Raw genomic sequence first — 14,928 nt, forward strand, 5'->3', positions numbered from 1 at the left:
CGGCGTGGCCTTCCCGCGTGCCCTGCGCTGGGGGAGGCCACGTCACTCGCGTGAGGCGAACGCATCCTCCGACGAAGCGAGGCCAGCAATGCGCCAGAGCATCAACACCCGCAGGGTTCCCGACCGGATGAACTCCCAGCAGCACGCCAAGATGTCGCGCGGCTTCGAGGTAGCCACGACGCCGGACCGGGTGCGCATCTCCCGGATACGCCGTATCGCTGTCGCACACCTGCGGCTGTGGTCCGTACCCGCCCCGCTGACCGAAGACGTACGGCTCGTCGTCTCCGAACTGGTCACCAACTCCGTCGAGCACGGCCACGGAACCGTCGTCCTGCGGATGCGGCACACCGGCACCCAACTCCGTATCGAGGTCACCGACGAGAACCCGGCCCCCGCCCAGCTTCAGGACGCCGACGACGAAGACCTCTGCGGCCGGGGGCTGTTCCTCGTCGCCGCGCTGGCCGACACGTGGGGCGTCAGCGACGACGGCCGCACCACCTGGGCCGCCTTCGCCTTAACCGGCGGAACGTGATGACGGCCGTCACGCACGAGCCCTCACAGCCGAGCGGCGACTTCTCCGACAACGACGCCACAGCCGGCAGGCTCCTCCTCGGCCTGCTGCGCTCCCTCGCCGCCGAGGCCATCACCGATGAGCTGTACGACGACCTGGAAACCGTTCTCGGCGAGTACGCCGTCCCCGCTTCCCCCGCCGAAACCGCGGCCATCGCCAACCGCCTGCGGCAGACGGCGACCAAGCTCACCGACGTGGTCCCGCGCCTCACCAAGACGTATCCCGTGGACCAACAGCGCCGCGCAATGCACCAGTTGCGCACCGCGATCGACCTCAGCGCCGAGCAGCCCGCACCGGAAAACTCCCACGGTCACCTCGTGCGCTTCGCAAGCTCCCTCCTCACCCTCCTCGACCACCTGGGAGACGCCGCCTCATGACACTCCCTCCTCAGCCGCACACCAACCAACCGCAGCAACCACACCTACCGAGAGAGCAACCGACCATGTCCCACCTCTGGACCGCCCACCGCATCCGCACCCACCGCTCCCGCCGCCACGACCACGAGCCGCACACCCTCCTCGACATCCTCATGGACGGCGACGGAACCCAGCCTCCGCACCCGTTACCGGCACCGCCCGACCGCCAACAACACCCCGTACTCATCCACGTACTAGCCACCTACCTCAGCGTCGCCTCCCTCCTCACCGCCGTCCTCGCCGCCCACACCCTCCCCGGCCGGTGACCCAGCACATGGACATCAACACAGACATGATCCGGCGCGCACTCAAAGACCCCGCCTACATGACCACCCTCGCCACCCACCTCATCGAAACAGGCGAGATCCCCGCGACCTGCGCCCGGCAGGACTACCACCTCACCCCGCAACACACCGCCCTACTCGCCGACGACCCCGACGACCCCGACCTCACCCCAGACTCCTGCTGCACCCTCCACCCCCACCACCCCGGCCCCCACCACGCCCTCCTCCACTACCTCACCCACAACACAGCCCTATGGATCACCTGGCACGACCCCCACAGCGAAAGCGAACTCCTCACCCTCACCGACTGCCCCCACTCCACCACCCCCGACCACGCCTGCCCCCTCTACGCCGGCCACCCCGGACCCTGCCCCACCCCATGACCCCGTCGGGTCAGGACTTGCGGTGGCCCATCAACCGCGGCTTCGGCTCCAGGCCGTCCAAGCCGTGCCACGCCAGATTCACCAGATGCGCCGCCACCTCCGCCTTCTTCGGCTTGCGGACGTCCAGCCACCACTGGCCCGTCAGTGCGACCATCCCCACCAGCGCCTGCGCGTACAGCGGTGCCAGCTTCGAGTCGAAGCCGCGGTTCTTGAACTCGCGGCCGAGGATGTCCTCGACCTGCGTCGCGATGTCCGAGATCAGTGAGGCGAAAGAGCCCGTGGACTGGGCCACGGGCGAGTCGCGGACGAGGATGCGGAAGCCGTCCGTGTACTCCTCGATGTAGTCGAGGAGGGCGAAGGCGGCCTGTTCGCAGAGTTCCCGGGGGTGGCCCGCCGTCAGTGAACTCGTCACCATGTCGAGCAGCCGTCGCATCTCGCGGTCCACGACGACCGCGTACAGGCCCTCCTTGCCGCCGAAGTGCTCGTACACGACCGGCTTCGACACCCCCGCCTTCGCGGCGATCTCCTCCACCGACGTGCCCTCGAAGCCCTTCGCCGCGAACAGCGTGCGACCGATCTCCAGTAGCTGCTGGCGGCGCTCGGCACCGGTCATCCGGGTGCGGCGCGCGCGCCGCGGCTTGTCGTTGCTGCTCGGGGTGCTGGAGTCGGTCGCCACGCCGTCCATCATGCCGCGTCGGCGGCCACGCCCTTGCGGCGGGCGTCGATACGGGACTGCGAGGGCCAGCGCACGTCCGTCGCCCAGCCAAGCTGCTCGAACCAGCGGATGATCCGCGCCGACGAGTCGACCTGTCCGCGCATCACGCCGTGCCGCGCCGACGTCGGGTCGGCGTGGTGCAGGTTGTGCCAGGACTCGCCGCAGGACAGCACCGCGAGCCACCACACGTTGCCCGAACGGTCGCGGGATTTGAAGGGGCGCTTGCCCACGGCGTGGCAGATGGAGTTGATCGACCAGGTGACGTGGTGGAGGAGGCCGACGCGGACCAGGGAGCCCCAGAAGAAGCCGGTGAAAGCGCCCCACCACGACATCGTCGCCAGACCGCCGATCAGCGGCGGCAGCGCCAGCGACACCACCGTCCACAGCACGAACTGACGGGACACCGCGCGGATCGCCGGGTCCTTGATCAGATCCGGTGCGTACTTCTCCTGCGAGGTCTGCTCCTCGTCGAACAGCCATCCGATGTGCGCCCACCACAGGCCCTTCATCAGGGCCGGCACCGTCTCACCGAACCGCCACGGCGAATGCGGGTCGCCCTCCGCGTCGGAGAACTTGTGGTGCTTGCGGTGGTCCGCCACCCAGCGCACCAGCGGCCCCTCCACCGCCATCGACCCGGCGACCGCCAGCGCGATCCGCAGCGGACGCTTCGCCTTGAACGAACCGTGGGTGAAATATCGGTGGAAACCGATCGTGATGCCGTGGCAACCGAGGTAGTAGAAGAAGACGAGCAGGCCGATGTCCAGCCAGCTCACCCCCCAGCCCCAGACCAGCGGGACGGTGGCGATCAGGGCGATGAAGGGGACGGTGATGAACAGCAGCAGCGCGATCTGCTCGATCGAGCGCTTCCGCTCACCTCCCAGCGTGGCGGAAGGAACCGGCGTATCGGCCGCCTCGGAGGCGTCTTCGATCACTTCGGGGCTGGTGGACATGCGGCGTCCCTGTGGGGTCGAGGGGAGAAGGCAGAAGCACGCGGTTACGGCTTCCTACGGTTCCGTAACCTACGGCATCGTAAGTATGGCAGCGGACCACGCGGCGGCAAGAGGCCCAAGGACCGCGCGTCCCGCCCGGCGCCCGGCCACCTATCCTTGGACACGGTCGGACAGCGTGGTCCGCTCTGTTACTTCCCGGGACCGCGGGACGTCAGTCACCTCCCCGCCCGCCAGGAACCGGAATTCATCTCCCGGACGTGCTTCACACACTGCAAGGAGCCGCACCTGTGAGCAGTGCCGACGACCCGACCACGACGACCAACGCAGCACTCCGCGCAGACATCCGCCGACTGGGTGACCTCCTTGGCGAGACCCTCGTCCGCCAGGAAGGCCCCGAGCTGCTGGAACTGGTCGAGAAGGTCCGCCGACTGACCCGTGAGGACGGCGAGGCCGCCGCCGAGCTGCTCGGCGGCACCGAACTGGAGACCGCCGCGAAGCTCGTCCGCGCGTTCTCCACGTACTTCCATCTGGCGAACGTCACCGAGCAGGTCCACCGAGGCCGGGAGCTGCGCGCCCGCCGCGCCGCCGAGGGCGGACTCCTCGCCCGCACCGCCGACCGCCTCAAGGACGCCGACCCCGAGCACCTGCGCGCCACCGTCCGGCACCTCAATGTGCGTCCGGTCTTCACCGCGCACCCCACCGAGGCCGCCCGCCGCTCCGTCCTCACCAAGCTCCGCCGGATCGCCGCCCTCCTGGAGACCCCGGTCATCGAGGCCGACCGCCGGCGCTACGACACCCGCCTCGCCGAGAACATCGACCTCGTGTGGCAGACCGACGAGCTGCGTGTCGTCCGCCCCGAACCCGCCGACGAGGCCCGCAACGCCATCTACTACCTGGACGAGCTGCACGCCGGCGCCGTCGGTGACGTCCTCGAAGACCTCACCGCGGAGTTGGACCGCGTCGGCGTGAAGGTCCCCGACGACACCCGCCCCCTCACCTTCGGCACCTGGATCGGCGGCGACCGCGACGGCAACCCCAACGTCACCCCGCAGGTCACCTGGGACGTCCTGATCCTCCAGCACGAACACGGCATCAACGACGCCCTCGACCTCGTCGACGAACTCCGCGGCTTCCTCTCCAACTCCATCCGCTACACCGGCGCCACCGAGGACCTGCTCACCTCCCTCCAGGCCGACCTCGAACGCCTCCCGGAGATCAGCCCCCGCTACAAGCGCCTCAACGCCGAAGAGCCCTACCGGCTCAAGGCCACCTGCATCCGCCAGAAGCTCGTCAACACCAAGAGCCGCCTCGCCAAGGGCACCCCCCACGAGACCGGCCACGACTACCTCGGCACCAGCGAACTCCTGCGCGACCTCACCCTCATCCAGACCTCCCTGCGGCAGCACCGGGGCGCCCTGTTCGCCGACGGCCGGATGAACCGCACCATCCGCACCCTCGCCGCCTTCGGCCTCCAGCTCGCCACCATGGACGTACGCGAACACGCCGACGCCCACCACCACGCACTCGGCCAGCTCTTCGACCGGCTCGGCGAAGAGTCGTGGCGGTACGCGGACATGCCCCGCGAGTACCGCACCAAGCTGCTCGCCAAGGAGCTGCGCTCCCGCCGCCCCCTCGCCCCCACGCCCGCGCCCCTCGACGCGGCCGGCGAGAAGACCCTCGGCGTCTTCCACACCGTCGGCCGCGCCCTGAAGGTGTTCGGGCCCGAGGTCATCGAGTCGTACATCATCTCCATGTGCCAGGGCGCCGACGACGTGTTCGCCGCCGCCGTCCTCGCCCGCGAGGCCGGACTCATCGACCTGCACGCCGGCTGGGCGAAGATCGGCATCGTCCCCCTCCTGGAGACCACCGACGAACTCCGCGCCGCCGACGTCATCCTCGACGGCATGCTCGCCGACCCCTCCTACCGGCGCCTCGTCGCCCTGCGCGGCGACGTCCAGGAGGTCATGCTCGGCTACTCCGACTCCTCCAAGTTCGGCGGCATCACCACCAGCCAGTGGGAGATCCACCGCGCCCAGCGCCGCCTGCGCGACGTCGCCCACCGCTACGGCGTACGGCTCCGCCTCTTCCACGGCCGCGGCGGCACCGTCGGACGCGGCGGCGGCCCCTCGCACGACGCGATCCTCGCCCAGCCCTGGGGCACCCTCGAAGGCGAGATCAAGGTCACCGAACAGGGCGAGGTCATCTCCGACAAGTACCTCGTGCCCTCACTCGCCCGCGAGAACCTGGAACTCACCGTCGCCGCGACGCTCCAGGCATCCGCCCTGCACACCGCGCCCCGCCAGTCCGGCGAAGCCCTCGCCCGCTGGGACGCCGCCATGGACGTCGTATCGGACGCCGCGCACGGCGCGTACCGCCGCCTCGTCGAAGACCCCGACCTGCCCGCGTACTTCTTCGCCTCGACCCCCGTCGACCAGCTCGCCGACCTCCACCTCGGCTCCCGCCCCTCCCGCCGCCCCGACTCCGGCGCCGGACTCGACGGCCTGCGCGCCATCCCGTGGGTCTTCGGCTGGACCCAGTCCCGGCAGATCGTCCCCGGCTGGTACGGCGTCGGCTCCGGGCTCAAGGCGCTCCGCGAAAGCGGCCTGGACACGGTCCTGGACGAGATGCACGAGCACTGGCACTTCTTCCGGAACTTCCTGTCCAACGTCGAGATGACCCTCGCCAAGACGGACCTCAGGATCGCCCGGCACTACGTCGACACGCTCGTCCCCGACGACCTGAAGCACGTCTTCGCCACCATCGAGGCCGAACACGCCCTCACCGTCCGCGAGGTCCTGCGCATCACCGGCGGCGAACAGCTCCTGGACACCAACCCGGTCCTCCAGCAGACCTTCGCCATCCGCGACGCCTACCTCGACCCGATCTCGTACCTCCAGGTCTCCCTGCTCGCCCGCCAGCGCGCCGCCACCGCACAGGGCGAGGAGCCCGATCCGACACTGGCCCGCGCCCTGCTGCTCACCGTCAACGGTGTCGCGGCCGGCCTGCGCAACACCGGCTGACCCCGGCCGCCCCTCCCAGGGACGGTCAGATCGTGGCGATGGCCGCCGCCAGGAGCACCCCTCCGGCGGCGGCCGTCACCCACGCCGTACGCGGCATCCGCAACCCGCCCGCCACCACCACGGCGGCCAGCAACAGCCCCCCACCCAGCGGCGCCCACGCCCGCAGCAGCCCGGTCGTACCCGTCCGCACCACGTCGTCGGAGCCCGGCTTCACCGTCACCGCGATGCGGTCGCCCTTACGCGCCCCCACCGACTGGTCGAGCACCACCCGCACCCGCGCCTGCGACCCCGCGGTCCCCGGCGCGTACGACCCGGTGCACTCGTCGGCACCGCACCGCTCCACCGTCATCGTGCCGCGCTCCCGGCCCTTCGCCAGCATCACGTGCTGCGCGGTACCCCACGACGCCCACACCCCCGAGATCAGCAGCAACACCGCCACCGCCCCCATCACCACCCGCTGCCCCAGCAGCATCAAAGGGTGACCGGTGGGGCGAGAGCGCCCCGAGTGACGCGTACTGGTGGCGGACATGGCGGCGATCCTTGGCCATGACATGCCACCCGGTCAACCACAGCCGACGAGATGTCAGGAGTTGTACGGGCTCCTCGCCGACCGGGACGGATGTCAGGAGTTGTACGCGCTCTGCGCCCGCTCCAGCCCCTCCGACACCAGACACTCCACCGCGTCCGCCGCCCGGTCCACGAAGTAGTCCAGCTCCTTGCGCTCCGCCGACGAGAAGTCCTTCAGTACGAAATCGGCCACCTGCATCCGACCCGGCGGACGCCCGATACCGAACCGCACCCGGTGATACCCCGGACCCATCGCCTTCGTCATCGACTTCAGACCGTTGTGCCCGTTGTCCCCGCCGCCCAGCTTCAGCCGCAGCGTCCCGTAATCGATGTCCAGCTCGTCGTGGACCGCCACGATCCGCTCCACCGGCACCTTGTAGAAGTCCCGCAGCGCCACCACCGGACCGCCCGACAGATTCATGTACGACATCGGCTTCGCGAGGACCACCCGCCGGCTCCCCGGACCCGGCGCACCGACCCGCCCCTCGACGACCTGCGCCTGCGCCTTCGTCGCCCGCTTGAACCGGCCGCCCATCCGCTCCGCCAGCAGATCCGCGACCATGAACCCCACATTGTGCCGATTCGCCGCATAATCGGGCCCGGGATTCCCCAGCCCCACCACCAGCCACGGCCCGCTCGCGTCCATCGCGTCGGTCACCATCCGGAAAGTCTCCTCAGAACACGGCAGCCGCCGCCCCCGAAGGAGCGGCGGCGACCGACGGCACCGTCAGGAACGGATCAGGCCTCGGCGGTCTCTTCGCCCTCGCCCGCACCCTCCGCGGGCGCCTCCTCGGCCTGCGCGGCCAGCACCTGCAGAACGACCGCGTCGTCCTCGACGGCCAGCGTCACACCGGACGGCAGCTTGATGTCCTTGGCGAGGACGGAGGCACCGGCCTCCAGGCCCTCGATCGACACCGTGACCTGCTGCGGAATGTGCGTCGCCTCGGCCTCGACCGGCAGCGTGTTCAGCACGTGCTCCAGCAGGTTCCCACCCGGGGCCAGCTCGCCCTCGGCGACGACCGGGATCTCCACGCCGACCTTCTCGCCGCGCTTCACCAGCAGCAGGTCCACATGGACCAGGGAGCCCCTCAGCGCGTCACGCTGCACGGCCTTCGGGATCGCCAGCTGGCTCTTCCCCTCGATGTCCAGCGACAGCAGCACATTCGACGTACGCAGCGCCAGGTGCAGTTCGTGACCCGGCAGCGTGATGTGCACCGGGTCCGTGCCGTGACCGTACAGAACCCCGGGAACCTTGTTCTCGCGGCGGACGCGACGTGCCGCACCCTTGCCGAAGTCGGTACGGGACTCGGCGGCGAGCTTCACCTCGGACATATGCACTCCTCGTAACAGAGAAAGCGGACGATGGTCGGTCACCCGGCCAAACGACTGGCCTGCTACGAAGAGCGCGTCGATAACGGACCGCCGCACACAGAAGTGCGGCCTCCCTCGCCGAGCAACTTCACCAGCCTACTCGGCGGACAGACCGCACTCCAAAAGGATCACCCACCGGCCCCCAGGGGCCGGGCGCCTCCTCCTACTGCTCCTCGAAGAGGCTCGTCACCGAACCGTCCTCGAACACCTCACGCACCGCGCTCGCGATCGTCGGCGCGATAGACAGCACCGTGATCTTGTCCAGCTCCAGCTCGTTCGGCGTCGGCAGCGTGTCCGTGAACACGAACTCGCTCACCTTCGAATTCTTCAGCCGGTCCGCCGCCGGACCCGACAGCACACCGTGCGTCGCCGTCACGATGACGTCCTCCGCGCCATGCGCGAACAGGGCGTCCGCCGCCGCGCAGATCGTGCCGCCCGTGTCGATCATGTCGTCGACCAGGACACACACACGGCCCTTCACATCGCCGACGACCTCATGCACCGTGACCTGGTTCGCGACGTCCTTGTCGCGCCGCTTGTGCACGATCGCCAGGGGCGCGCCGAGACGGTCGCACCAGCGATCCGCGACCCGCACCCGGCCCGCGTCCGGCGAGACCACCGTCAGCTTCGAACGGTCCACCTTCGCGCCCACGTAATCCGCCAGGATCGGCAGCGCGAACAGATGATCCACCGGACCGTCGAAGAAGCCCTGGATCTGATCCGTGTGAAGATCCACGGTCAGAATCCGGTGCGCACCCGCCGTCTTCATCAGATCCGCGATCATCCGCGCCGAGATCGGCTCCCGCCCACGGTGCTTCTTGTCCTGCCGCGCATACCCGTAGAACGGCACGATCACGGTGATGCTCCGCGCCGACGCCCGCTTCAACGCGTCGATCATGATCAACTGCTCCATGATCCACTTATTGATCGGAGCCGTGTGGCTCTGGATCAGAAAACAGTCCGCACCCCGCGCCGACTCCTGATAGCGCACATAGATCTCACCATTGGCGAAATCAAACGCCTTCGTCGGAACGATCCCCACCCCCAACTGGTGGGCGACCTCCTCCGCCAACTCGGGGTGAGCGCGGCCGGAAAAGAGCATCAACTTCTTCTCGCCGGTCGTCTTGATCCCGGTCACAGCACAGTCTCCTCGACGTGAATCTCGCTGCCGCACCCGCCCGCGTCCCTCAGCGACGAGTCGGCCGCATTGTCTGCCCCAAACCAGCGGAAGGAGGCCCTATCACCGTACGCCGACTCCGACGCACCCAAATCCGGTCAGCTTTCGCCCGCGGACTCCCGCGAAGCCACCTCGGCCGCCCTCGCCGCCGCACTCCCCGGACGCTTCCGCGCCACCCAACCCTCGATATTCCGCTGCTGACCACGGGCCACGGCCAGCGAACCCGGCGGCACATCCTTCGTGATCACCGACCCCGCGGCCGTGTAAGCACCGTCCCCAATGGTGACCGGTGCCACAAACATGTTGTCCGAACCGGTCCGGCAGTGCGACCCCACAGTGGTGTGATGCTTGTCCCTGCCGTCGTAGTTCACGAACACACTCGCCGCCCCGATGTTCGAGTACTCACCGATCGTCGCGTCCCCCACATACGACAGATGCGGCACCTTCGTACCCTCACCGATCACCGCGTTCTTCATCTCCACAAACGTGCCGGCCTTCGCCTTCGCACCCAACCGCGTCCCCGGCCGCAGATACGCGAACGGACCCACACTCGCCCCCTCACCCACCACCGCCGAATCCGCCACCGTGTTGTCCACACGCGCCCCCGCACCCACCGACGTGTCCCGCAGCCGCGTGTTCGGCCCCACCTCGGCACCCTCACCGATATGCGTCGCACCCTCCAACTGCGTCCCCGGATGCACCACCGCGTCCCGCTCGAACGTCACCGTCACATCCACCCACGTCGACGCCGGATCGATCACCGTCACGCCGTCGAGCATCGCCTGCTCCACCAGCCGGCCGTTCAGGGTCCGCCGCGCCTCGGAGAGCTGCACCCGGTTGTTGATCCCGGCGATCTCCCGGTGATCCGCCGCGACCGACGCACCCACCCGGTGCCCCGCCTCCCGCAGAATCCCGAGGACGTCCGTCAGGTACTCCTCGCCCTGGCTGTTGTCCGTCCGCACCTTCCCCAGCGCGTCCGCCAGCAACTGCCCGTCGAACGCGAAGACCCCGGAATTGATCTCCCGGATCGCCCGCACCGACTCACTCGCGTCCTTGTGCTCCACGATCGCCGTCACGGCGCCCATCGCGTCCCGCACGATCCGGCCGTACCCCGTCGCGTCCGGCACCTCGGCGGTCAGGACCGTCACCGCGTTCCCGTCCCCGGTGTGGGTGGCCGCCAGCGCCCGCAGCGTCTCGCCACGCAGCAGCGGCGTGTCCCCGCACACCACGATCACCGTGCCGTCCACGGCACCGCCCAACTCCTCCAGGCCCATCCGGACCGCGTGCCCCGTCCCGTTCTGCTCGTGCTGCACCGCCGTACGGGTCGCCGGGTCCACGGCGGTCAGATGCTCGGTCACCCGCTCACGGGCGTGCCCCACGACCACGACGAGCTGCTGGGGGTCCAACTCCCGGGACGCGGCGAGCACATGCCCCACGAGGGACCGCCCACAGATCGCGTGCAGGACTTTGGGTGTGGCCGACTTCATACGGGTGCCCTCACCCGCTGCGAGAACGACGACGGCTGCCGGGCGATTGGCGCTCACGGGTTTGCCCCTCGGCTTTCGGTGCTACGGGAGGTGGACATCCGCAGGATACCGGGGCGTACCGGGCCGGAAACGGGGACGGGTCCTGACCTCGCGGTCAGGACCCGAACCCAGGAAGCTCCCCCGCCAGGACTTGAACCCGGACTTAAGACACCAAAAGTCTCAGTGCTGCCAATTACACCACGGGGGACCATAAACACGACCTAATCGGACATTTAGGTCGGGCTGTCATGTTGCACTGGACACTATGCCGCACCACCAGCCTTCGATGCGACGGTATAGGTCGGCGCCCTGCAAGACGCGGATCACGAGACAGCCTCGATAGTCCTCGCCGACGTTCTTCCGGACCGTCTTCGGGTTGTGCTGCTTGAGCGTTGTCTTCTGGAATGTCGCCGGGTCCACGCCGACGAGATCGGCCCAGTAGCGCTTGGCTGCATCGGGGTCGGCTGTGATGTGGATCATCAGGCGGTATCGGAGCCTGTCGGGGTCCACGTCCAGCAGGCGCAGCCAGGCGAGGTAGAGGCGGATCACGCCGGGGTCGCTGTTGATGAACAGGACGTCCTCGCGGCGGGCGTACGGCTTGTCCTTCGTGCCCTCCGCCCAGTAGAGAGCGGCACCCACGAAGAGCAGTTCCCGGTCGCTCAATGTGCCGACCTCGCTCGATGCCGCGGCTTTGGTCTGCTGACGCTGCACGTCGCGGAGCGCCAGTTCCTTGTCCCACCGCTTGCGCGAAGCTCGCCTCGCCTGCTCCGAAGGCGTCATCAGTTCCGGCTTCGGCAGATCCCGTACCCACAGCGACACCGAACTCTTCGAGCAGCCCAGTTCGGCCTGGATCTGGTTGTACGTCCAGCCCTGGGCGCGTAATTCGCGGGCTCGGTCGCGGAGGTCGTCCTTGGCGTTGGGGTGGCTTCGGCGGGGTTGGGGGGCGGGGGAAATGTCGGGTGTCTTTGCCATAGGCATACCTTCCGGCGGAATGTGGGGCTCCGGGATGGATGGTGGGGGTGATTCATCAGTTCGAGGGGTGGTGGCTTTGTTCGATTGCAGTGCGGGGCGTTTTGTTGCAGTGCGTGAGGGCGTATTCACTGGAAACTCGCCGGAAAGGTGGTGGCCGGCGCCCGTACGCTGGGGGGCATGACCAGGACGGGGGAAGACCTTCGGGCGGCGGTGACCGGGCCGTGGTGGTGGGCGCGGCGGCGCAGTGTCGTGCTCGATGGGGGGCTGGCGGTGGCGTCGGCCGCGGAGTGTGCGGCGGAGGGCATCGCCTTCTCGGGGGACGCGGGGCTGCCGGTTCCGGTGGGGTTGGTGTTCGGCCTGCTGGCGGGGTCCGTGCTGTTGCTGCGGCGGCGGTGGCCGATCGCGGTGGTGCTGGTGGCGATCGCGGTGACCCCGGCCCAGATGGGTTTCCTGATGAGCGTGGTGGGGCTGTACACGCTGGCCGCGTCGGAGTTGCCGCGGCGGATCATCGGGGCGCTGTCGGGGATGTCGCTGGCGGGCTCGCTGATCGTGACGTTCGTGCGGGCGCGGCAGGACATGGCGAGTGGTGCGCTGTCGATCGGTGAGTGGTTCGTGCCGTTCGTCTCGGTGACGACGGCGCTGGGGATGACGGCGCCTCCGGTGCTGCTCGGGCTGTACGTGGGGGCGCGGCGGCGGTTGATGGAGAGTCTGCGGGAGCGTGCGGATTCGCTGGAGCGGGAGTTGCAGTTGCTCGCGGAGCGCGCGGAGGAGCGGGCGGAGTGGGCGCGGGGTGAGGAGCGGACCCGTATCGCGCGGGAGATGCACGACGTGGTGGCGCACCGGGTGAGTCTGATGGTGGTGCACGCGGCGGCGTTGCAGGCCGTGGCGCGGAAGGACCCGGAGAAGGCGGTGAAGAACGCGGCGCTGGTCGGGGACATGGGCCGGCAGGCGTTGACGGAGTTGCGGGAGATGCTGGGCGTGCTGCGGGCGGGCGAGAGTCTGTCGGTGCCGGACGCGCGGTCGGCGCCGGCGCCTGTGCCGTTGGCGGCGGTGGGGTACGCGGCGGCGGCTGCGGCTTCGCGTCAGGTGGGCGGGTCCGGCGGTGCCGACGGTCCCGGTGCGGGGGGTGAGGGGCCTTCGCTCGCGGATCTGGACGAGTTGCTGGGGCAGTCGCGGACGGCGGGGATGGCCGTGGTGCTGTCGGTGGAGGGGGAGTTGCGGGCGTATGCGGCGGAGGTGGAGCAGACGGCGTTCCGGGTGGTGCAGGAGGCGTTGACGAACGTCCACAAGCACGCGGCGGGCGCGAAGACGTATGTGCGGGTGGCGCACCGGTTGTCGGAGATCGCGATGCAGGTGGAGAACGGGCCGCCGCCGGAGGGCGATCCGGAGCGGGCGCGGTTGCCGAGTGGGGGCAATGGGCTGGTGGGGATGAAGGAGCGGGTGAGTGAGCTGGGCGGGGTGTTCGTGTCGGGGCCGACGGATGCGGGGGGTTTCCGGGTGTCGGCGGTCATTCCGGCGTAGGGCCCTTGAGACGGGGCCCGGGGTCAGCCTGCTGCCGTGAGGCGGGTGGGGCGGGTGCCTGTGAGGAGGGTGGTGAGGGCGGTGTCGATGTCGGGGCCGAGGTACCAGTCGCCGGTGTGGTCGAGTCCGTAGACGCGGCCTTCGGTGTCGATGGCGAGGAGCGCCTGGTGGTCGCCGGGTGCGGGCGATCCGGTGGAGATCTCTTCGCCGAGCGGGCAGACCTCGGTGCCGAGTGCGCGGCCGAGGTCGGCGAGGGTGCGGGCCATGTGGAGGCCGCGCAGCGGGTCGAGGCGCAGGGGTGTGGGGGCGAGGGGGCGGCCGGGTCCTGGCGGCTGGGGCGCCGGGGTGATGTGGAGGCCGCCGAACGCGGCCCAGGCTTCGACGGCGGCGGGGAAGACGGCGTGGAGGTGTCCGCCGGGTGTGGTGTGGGCGCGGAGGGTGTCGGCCCAGTATTCGGCCTGTTTGATGTCCCAGCGGCCGGGGTGCCAGCCGGCGGCGCGCAGGGCGGTGTCGACGGGGGCGGGGAAGCGGGTGCCGGTGGTCAGGTCGGCGTGCGGGGGTACGGGGGCGGTGGAGGCGAAGTGGTGAGGGTCCGCGGGTGCCGGCTGCGGGTCGGAGTACGCGTCGGTGTACGGGTGTTCGTGTTCGGGGTGCATCGGCTCTCGTTCTGTCGCTGTCGTCGTCCTCGGGGGCTGCCTCGCCGCGGCGGTGGTCAGTCCTCGGGCGCGGGGGCGACGACGCGTACGCCGAAGTGGGCCGTGAGCGCGGTGCAGGCGCGGCAGGGGTGGGCGAAGGCGCCGTGCAGGGGGTCGCCGTCCTCGCGGATGCGGCGGGTGGTGAGTTTGGCTTGTTTGAGTGCCTTGCGGGCTTCGCCGTTGGTCATGGGTTTTCGGCGGGCGCGTTTGGAGCGTTCGGCGTCGGCGGTGGTGAGGTGCCGCGATATGAGGACGGCCTCGGCGCAGCGTCCGGTGAAGCGGTCGCGCCGGTCGCCGGTGAGGGTGTCGAGGAAGTCCTGTACGAGGGGGTGCAGCGCGGGTGGTTGGTCGGCGCGGGCCGCGGTGCCGGTGAGGGTGGTGCCGCGTACGGAGAGGGCGGCGGCGACGGTGGGCAGGATGCCGTCGCGGCGGTGGGTGAGGACGGGTGTGTGGGCGGCGTCGGTGCCGCTCCAGTGGACCCGGGGGTCGCCCGGTGTGCCTGTCTGAGCCGTGGTCATGAGTGGTGGTTCCCTCCCCGCCGGCGGGCGTCGGCCGGTGTGCGGGCCGCCCCCGGGCGTTGGGACAGCCTGCCAAATGGGGCGGGTGGTGCGGAAGCGGGGGCGCGGCGACACGCGGGGTCTTCGGCGTACGGTCACGGCGGGGTGACCGCTGGTCACGGAACCGGAGGCGGGTGACCGGCGCCCGGTGACCGGCGGTGCCGTACCGCTTAGGCTGTCGCCTGTCCGTGGCTTCGGGTGTC

At 69.7% G+C, this 14,928-nt stretch carries 15 protein-coding genes and 1 tRNA gene; 5 read left to right on the forward strand and 11 right to left on the reverse strand.

The genetic code is table 11. The annotated features are described in order from the left end of the window. Window positions 1–88: 88 nt before the first annotated feature. The 3 genes from ACIQNU_RS31630 to ACIQNU_RS31640 all read left to right on the forward strand — a co-directional run bounded on the left by ACIQNU_RS31630 (window position 89) and on the right by ACIQNU_RS31640 (window position 1,654). Complete coding sequence (locus ACIQNU_RS31630) at window positions 89–532, forward strand: ATP-binding protein (protein WP_401372963.1); 444 nt, start codon at window positions 89–91, stop codon at window positions 530–532. Then, window positions 532–948 carry a DUF6415 family natural product biosynthesis protein gene (locus ACIQNU_RS31635; protein WP_401372964.1) on the forward strand — a complete coding sequence of 139 codons (417 nt, stop codon included), beginning with the start codon at window positions 532–534 and terminating at the stop codon, window positions 946–948. The genes ACIQNU_RS31630 and ACIQNU_RS31635 overlap by 1 nt, the downstream gene beginning before the upstream one ends. Before the next feature lie 313 nt (window positions 949–1,261). Then, window positions 1,262–1,654 (forward strand): hypothetical protein, encoded by a 393-nt coding sequence (locus tag ACIQNU_RS31640; RefSeq protein ID WP_401372965.1) that lies wholly within the window; start codon window positions 1,262–1,264, stop codon window positions 1,652–1,654. Window positions 1,655–1,664: 10 nt separating this feature from the next. Here ACIQNU_RS31640 and ACIQNU_RS31645 read toward each other — a convergent pair whose 3' ends face one another. Both ACIQNU_RS31645 and ACIQNU_RS31650 read right to left on the reverse strand, forming a co-directional pair. Continuing rightward, window positions 1,665–2,342, reverse strand: coding sequence for a TetR family transcriptional regulator (locus ACIQNU_RS31645; RefSeq protein ID WP_401372967.1), 678 nt, complete (start codon window positions 2,340–2,342; stop codon window positions 1,665–1,667). Further along, window positions 2,339–3,319, reverse strand: a complete 981-nt coding sequence (locus tag ACIQNU_RS31650) for an acyl-CoA desaturase (RefSeq protein ID WP_401372969.1) — start codon at window positions 3,317–3,319, stop codon at window positions 2,339–2,341. The genes ACIQNU_RS31645 and ACIQNU_RS31650 overlap by 4 nt, the downstream gene beginning before the upstream one ends. Window positions 3,320–3,606: 287 nt before the next feature. Here ACIQNU_RS31650 and ppc point away from each other — a divergent pair, with 287 nt between their 5' ends. After that, entirely contained in the window at window positions 3,607–6,339 is a 2,733-nt protein-coding gene (gene ppc / locus ACIQNU_RS31655; RefSeq protein WP_401372970.1) for a phosphoenolpyruvate carboxylase, read from the forward strand. 25 nt (window positions 6,340–6,364) lie between these two features. On the opposite strand, the gene ACIQNU_RS31660 is transcribed toward ppc, so the two are convergent. The 7 genes from ACIQNU_RS31660 to ACIQNU_RS31690 all read right to left on the reverse strand — a co-directional run bounded on the left by ACIQNU_RS31660 (window position 6,365) and on the right by ACIQNU_RS31690 (window position 11,952). Continuing rightward, entirely contained in the window at window positions 6,365–6,868 is a 504-nt protein-coding gene (locus ACIQNU_RS31660; protein ID WP_401372972.1) for a hypothetical protein, read from the reverse strand. A 93-nt stretch (window positions 6,869–6,961) separates the two neighbouring features. Beyond that, the gene (gene pth / locus ACIQNU_RS31665; protein WP_401372973.1) at window positions 6,962–7,567 is read right to left on the reverse strand and encodes an aminoacyl-tRNA hydrolase; all 606 of its coding nucleotides are present in this window, start codon (window positions 7,565–7,567) and stop codon (window positions 6,962–6,964) included. 77 nt (window positions 7,568–7,644) lie between these two features. Next, window positions 7,645–8,238 carry a 50S ribosomal protein L25/general stress protein Ctc gene (locus ACIQNU_RS31670; protein ID WP_401372974.1) on the reverse strand — a complete coding sequence of 198 codons (594 nt, stop codon included), beginning with the start codon at window positions 8,236–8,238 and terminating at the stop codon, window positions 7,645–7,647. Window positions 8,239–8,440: 202 nt separating this feature from the next. Beyond that, window positions 8,441–9,415: a ribose-phosphate diphosphokinase gene (locus ACIQNU_RS31675; protein ID WP_401372976.1), complete on the reverse strand. Its 975-nt coding sequence runs from the start codon at window positions 9,413–9,415 to the stop codon at window positions 8,441–8,443. 137 nt (window positions 9,416–9,552) lie between these two features. Then, window positions 9,553–10,998, reverse strand: coding sequence for a bifunctional UDP-N-acetylglucosamine diphosphorylase/glucosamine-1-phosphate N-acetyltransferase GlmU (gene glmU, locus ACIQNU_RS31680; protein ID WP_401372977.1), 1,446 nt, complete (start codon window positions 10,996–10,998; stop codon window positions 9,553–9,555). Window positions 10,999–11,116: 118 nt separating this feature from the next. Next, window positions 11,117–11,188, reverse strand: a tRNA-Gln gene (locus tag ACIQNU_RS31685). A gap of 38 nt (window positions 11,189–11,226) precedes the next feature. Then, on the reverse strand, window positions 11,227–11,952 hold the full coding sequence (locus tag ACIQNU_RS31690) for a helix-turn-helix domain-containing protein (protein WP_401372979.1): 726 nt from the start codon (window positions 11,950–11,952) through the stop codon (window positions 11,227–11,229). Between the two features lie 177 nt (window positions 11,953–12,129). Between ACIQNU_RS31690 and ACIQNU_RS31695 the strand changes: the two genes are divergently transcribed. After that, entirely contained in the window at window positions 12,130–13,473 is a 1,344-nt protein-coding gene (locus ACIQNU_RS31695) for a sensor histidine kinase (protein ID WP_401372981.1), read from the forward strand. Between the two features lie 23 nt (window positions 13,474–13,496). Here the strand turns inward: ACIQNU_RS31695 and ACIQNU_RS31700 are convergent, their stop codons facing one another. Next, entirely contained in the window at window positions 13,497–14,129 is a 633-nt protein-coding gene (locus ACIQNU_RS31700; RefSeq protein WP_401372983.1) for an SUKH-3 domain-containing protein, read from the reverse strand. A gap of 56 nt (window positions 14,130–14,185) precedes the next feature. Beyond that, entirely contained in the window at window positions 14,186–14,686 is a 501-nt protein-coding gene (locus ACIQNU_RS31705; RefSeq protein ID WP_401372984.1) for a YwqJ-related putative deaminase, read from the reverse strand. Window positions 14,687–14,928 lie beyond the last annotated feature (242 nt).

It is taken from the genome of Streptomyces sp. NPDC091292, from assembly GCF_044757265.1.
Lineage (GTDB): Bacteria > Actinomycetota > Actinomycetes > Streptomycetales > Streptomycetaceae > Streptomyces.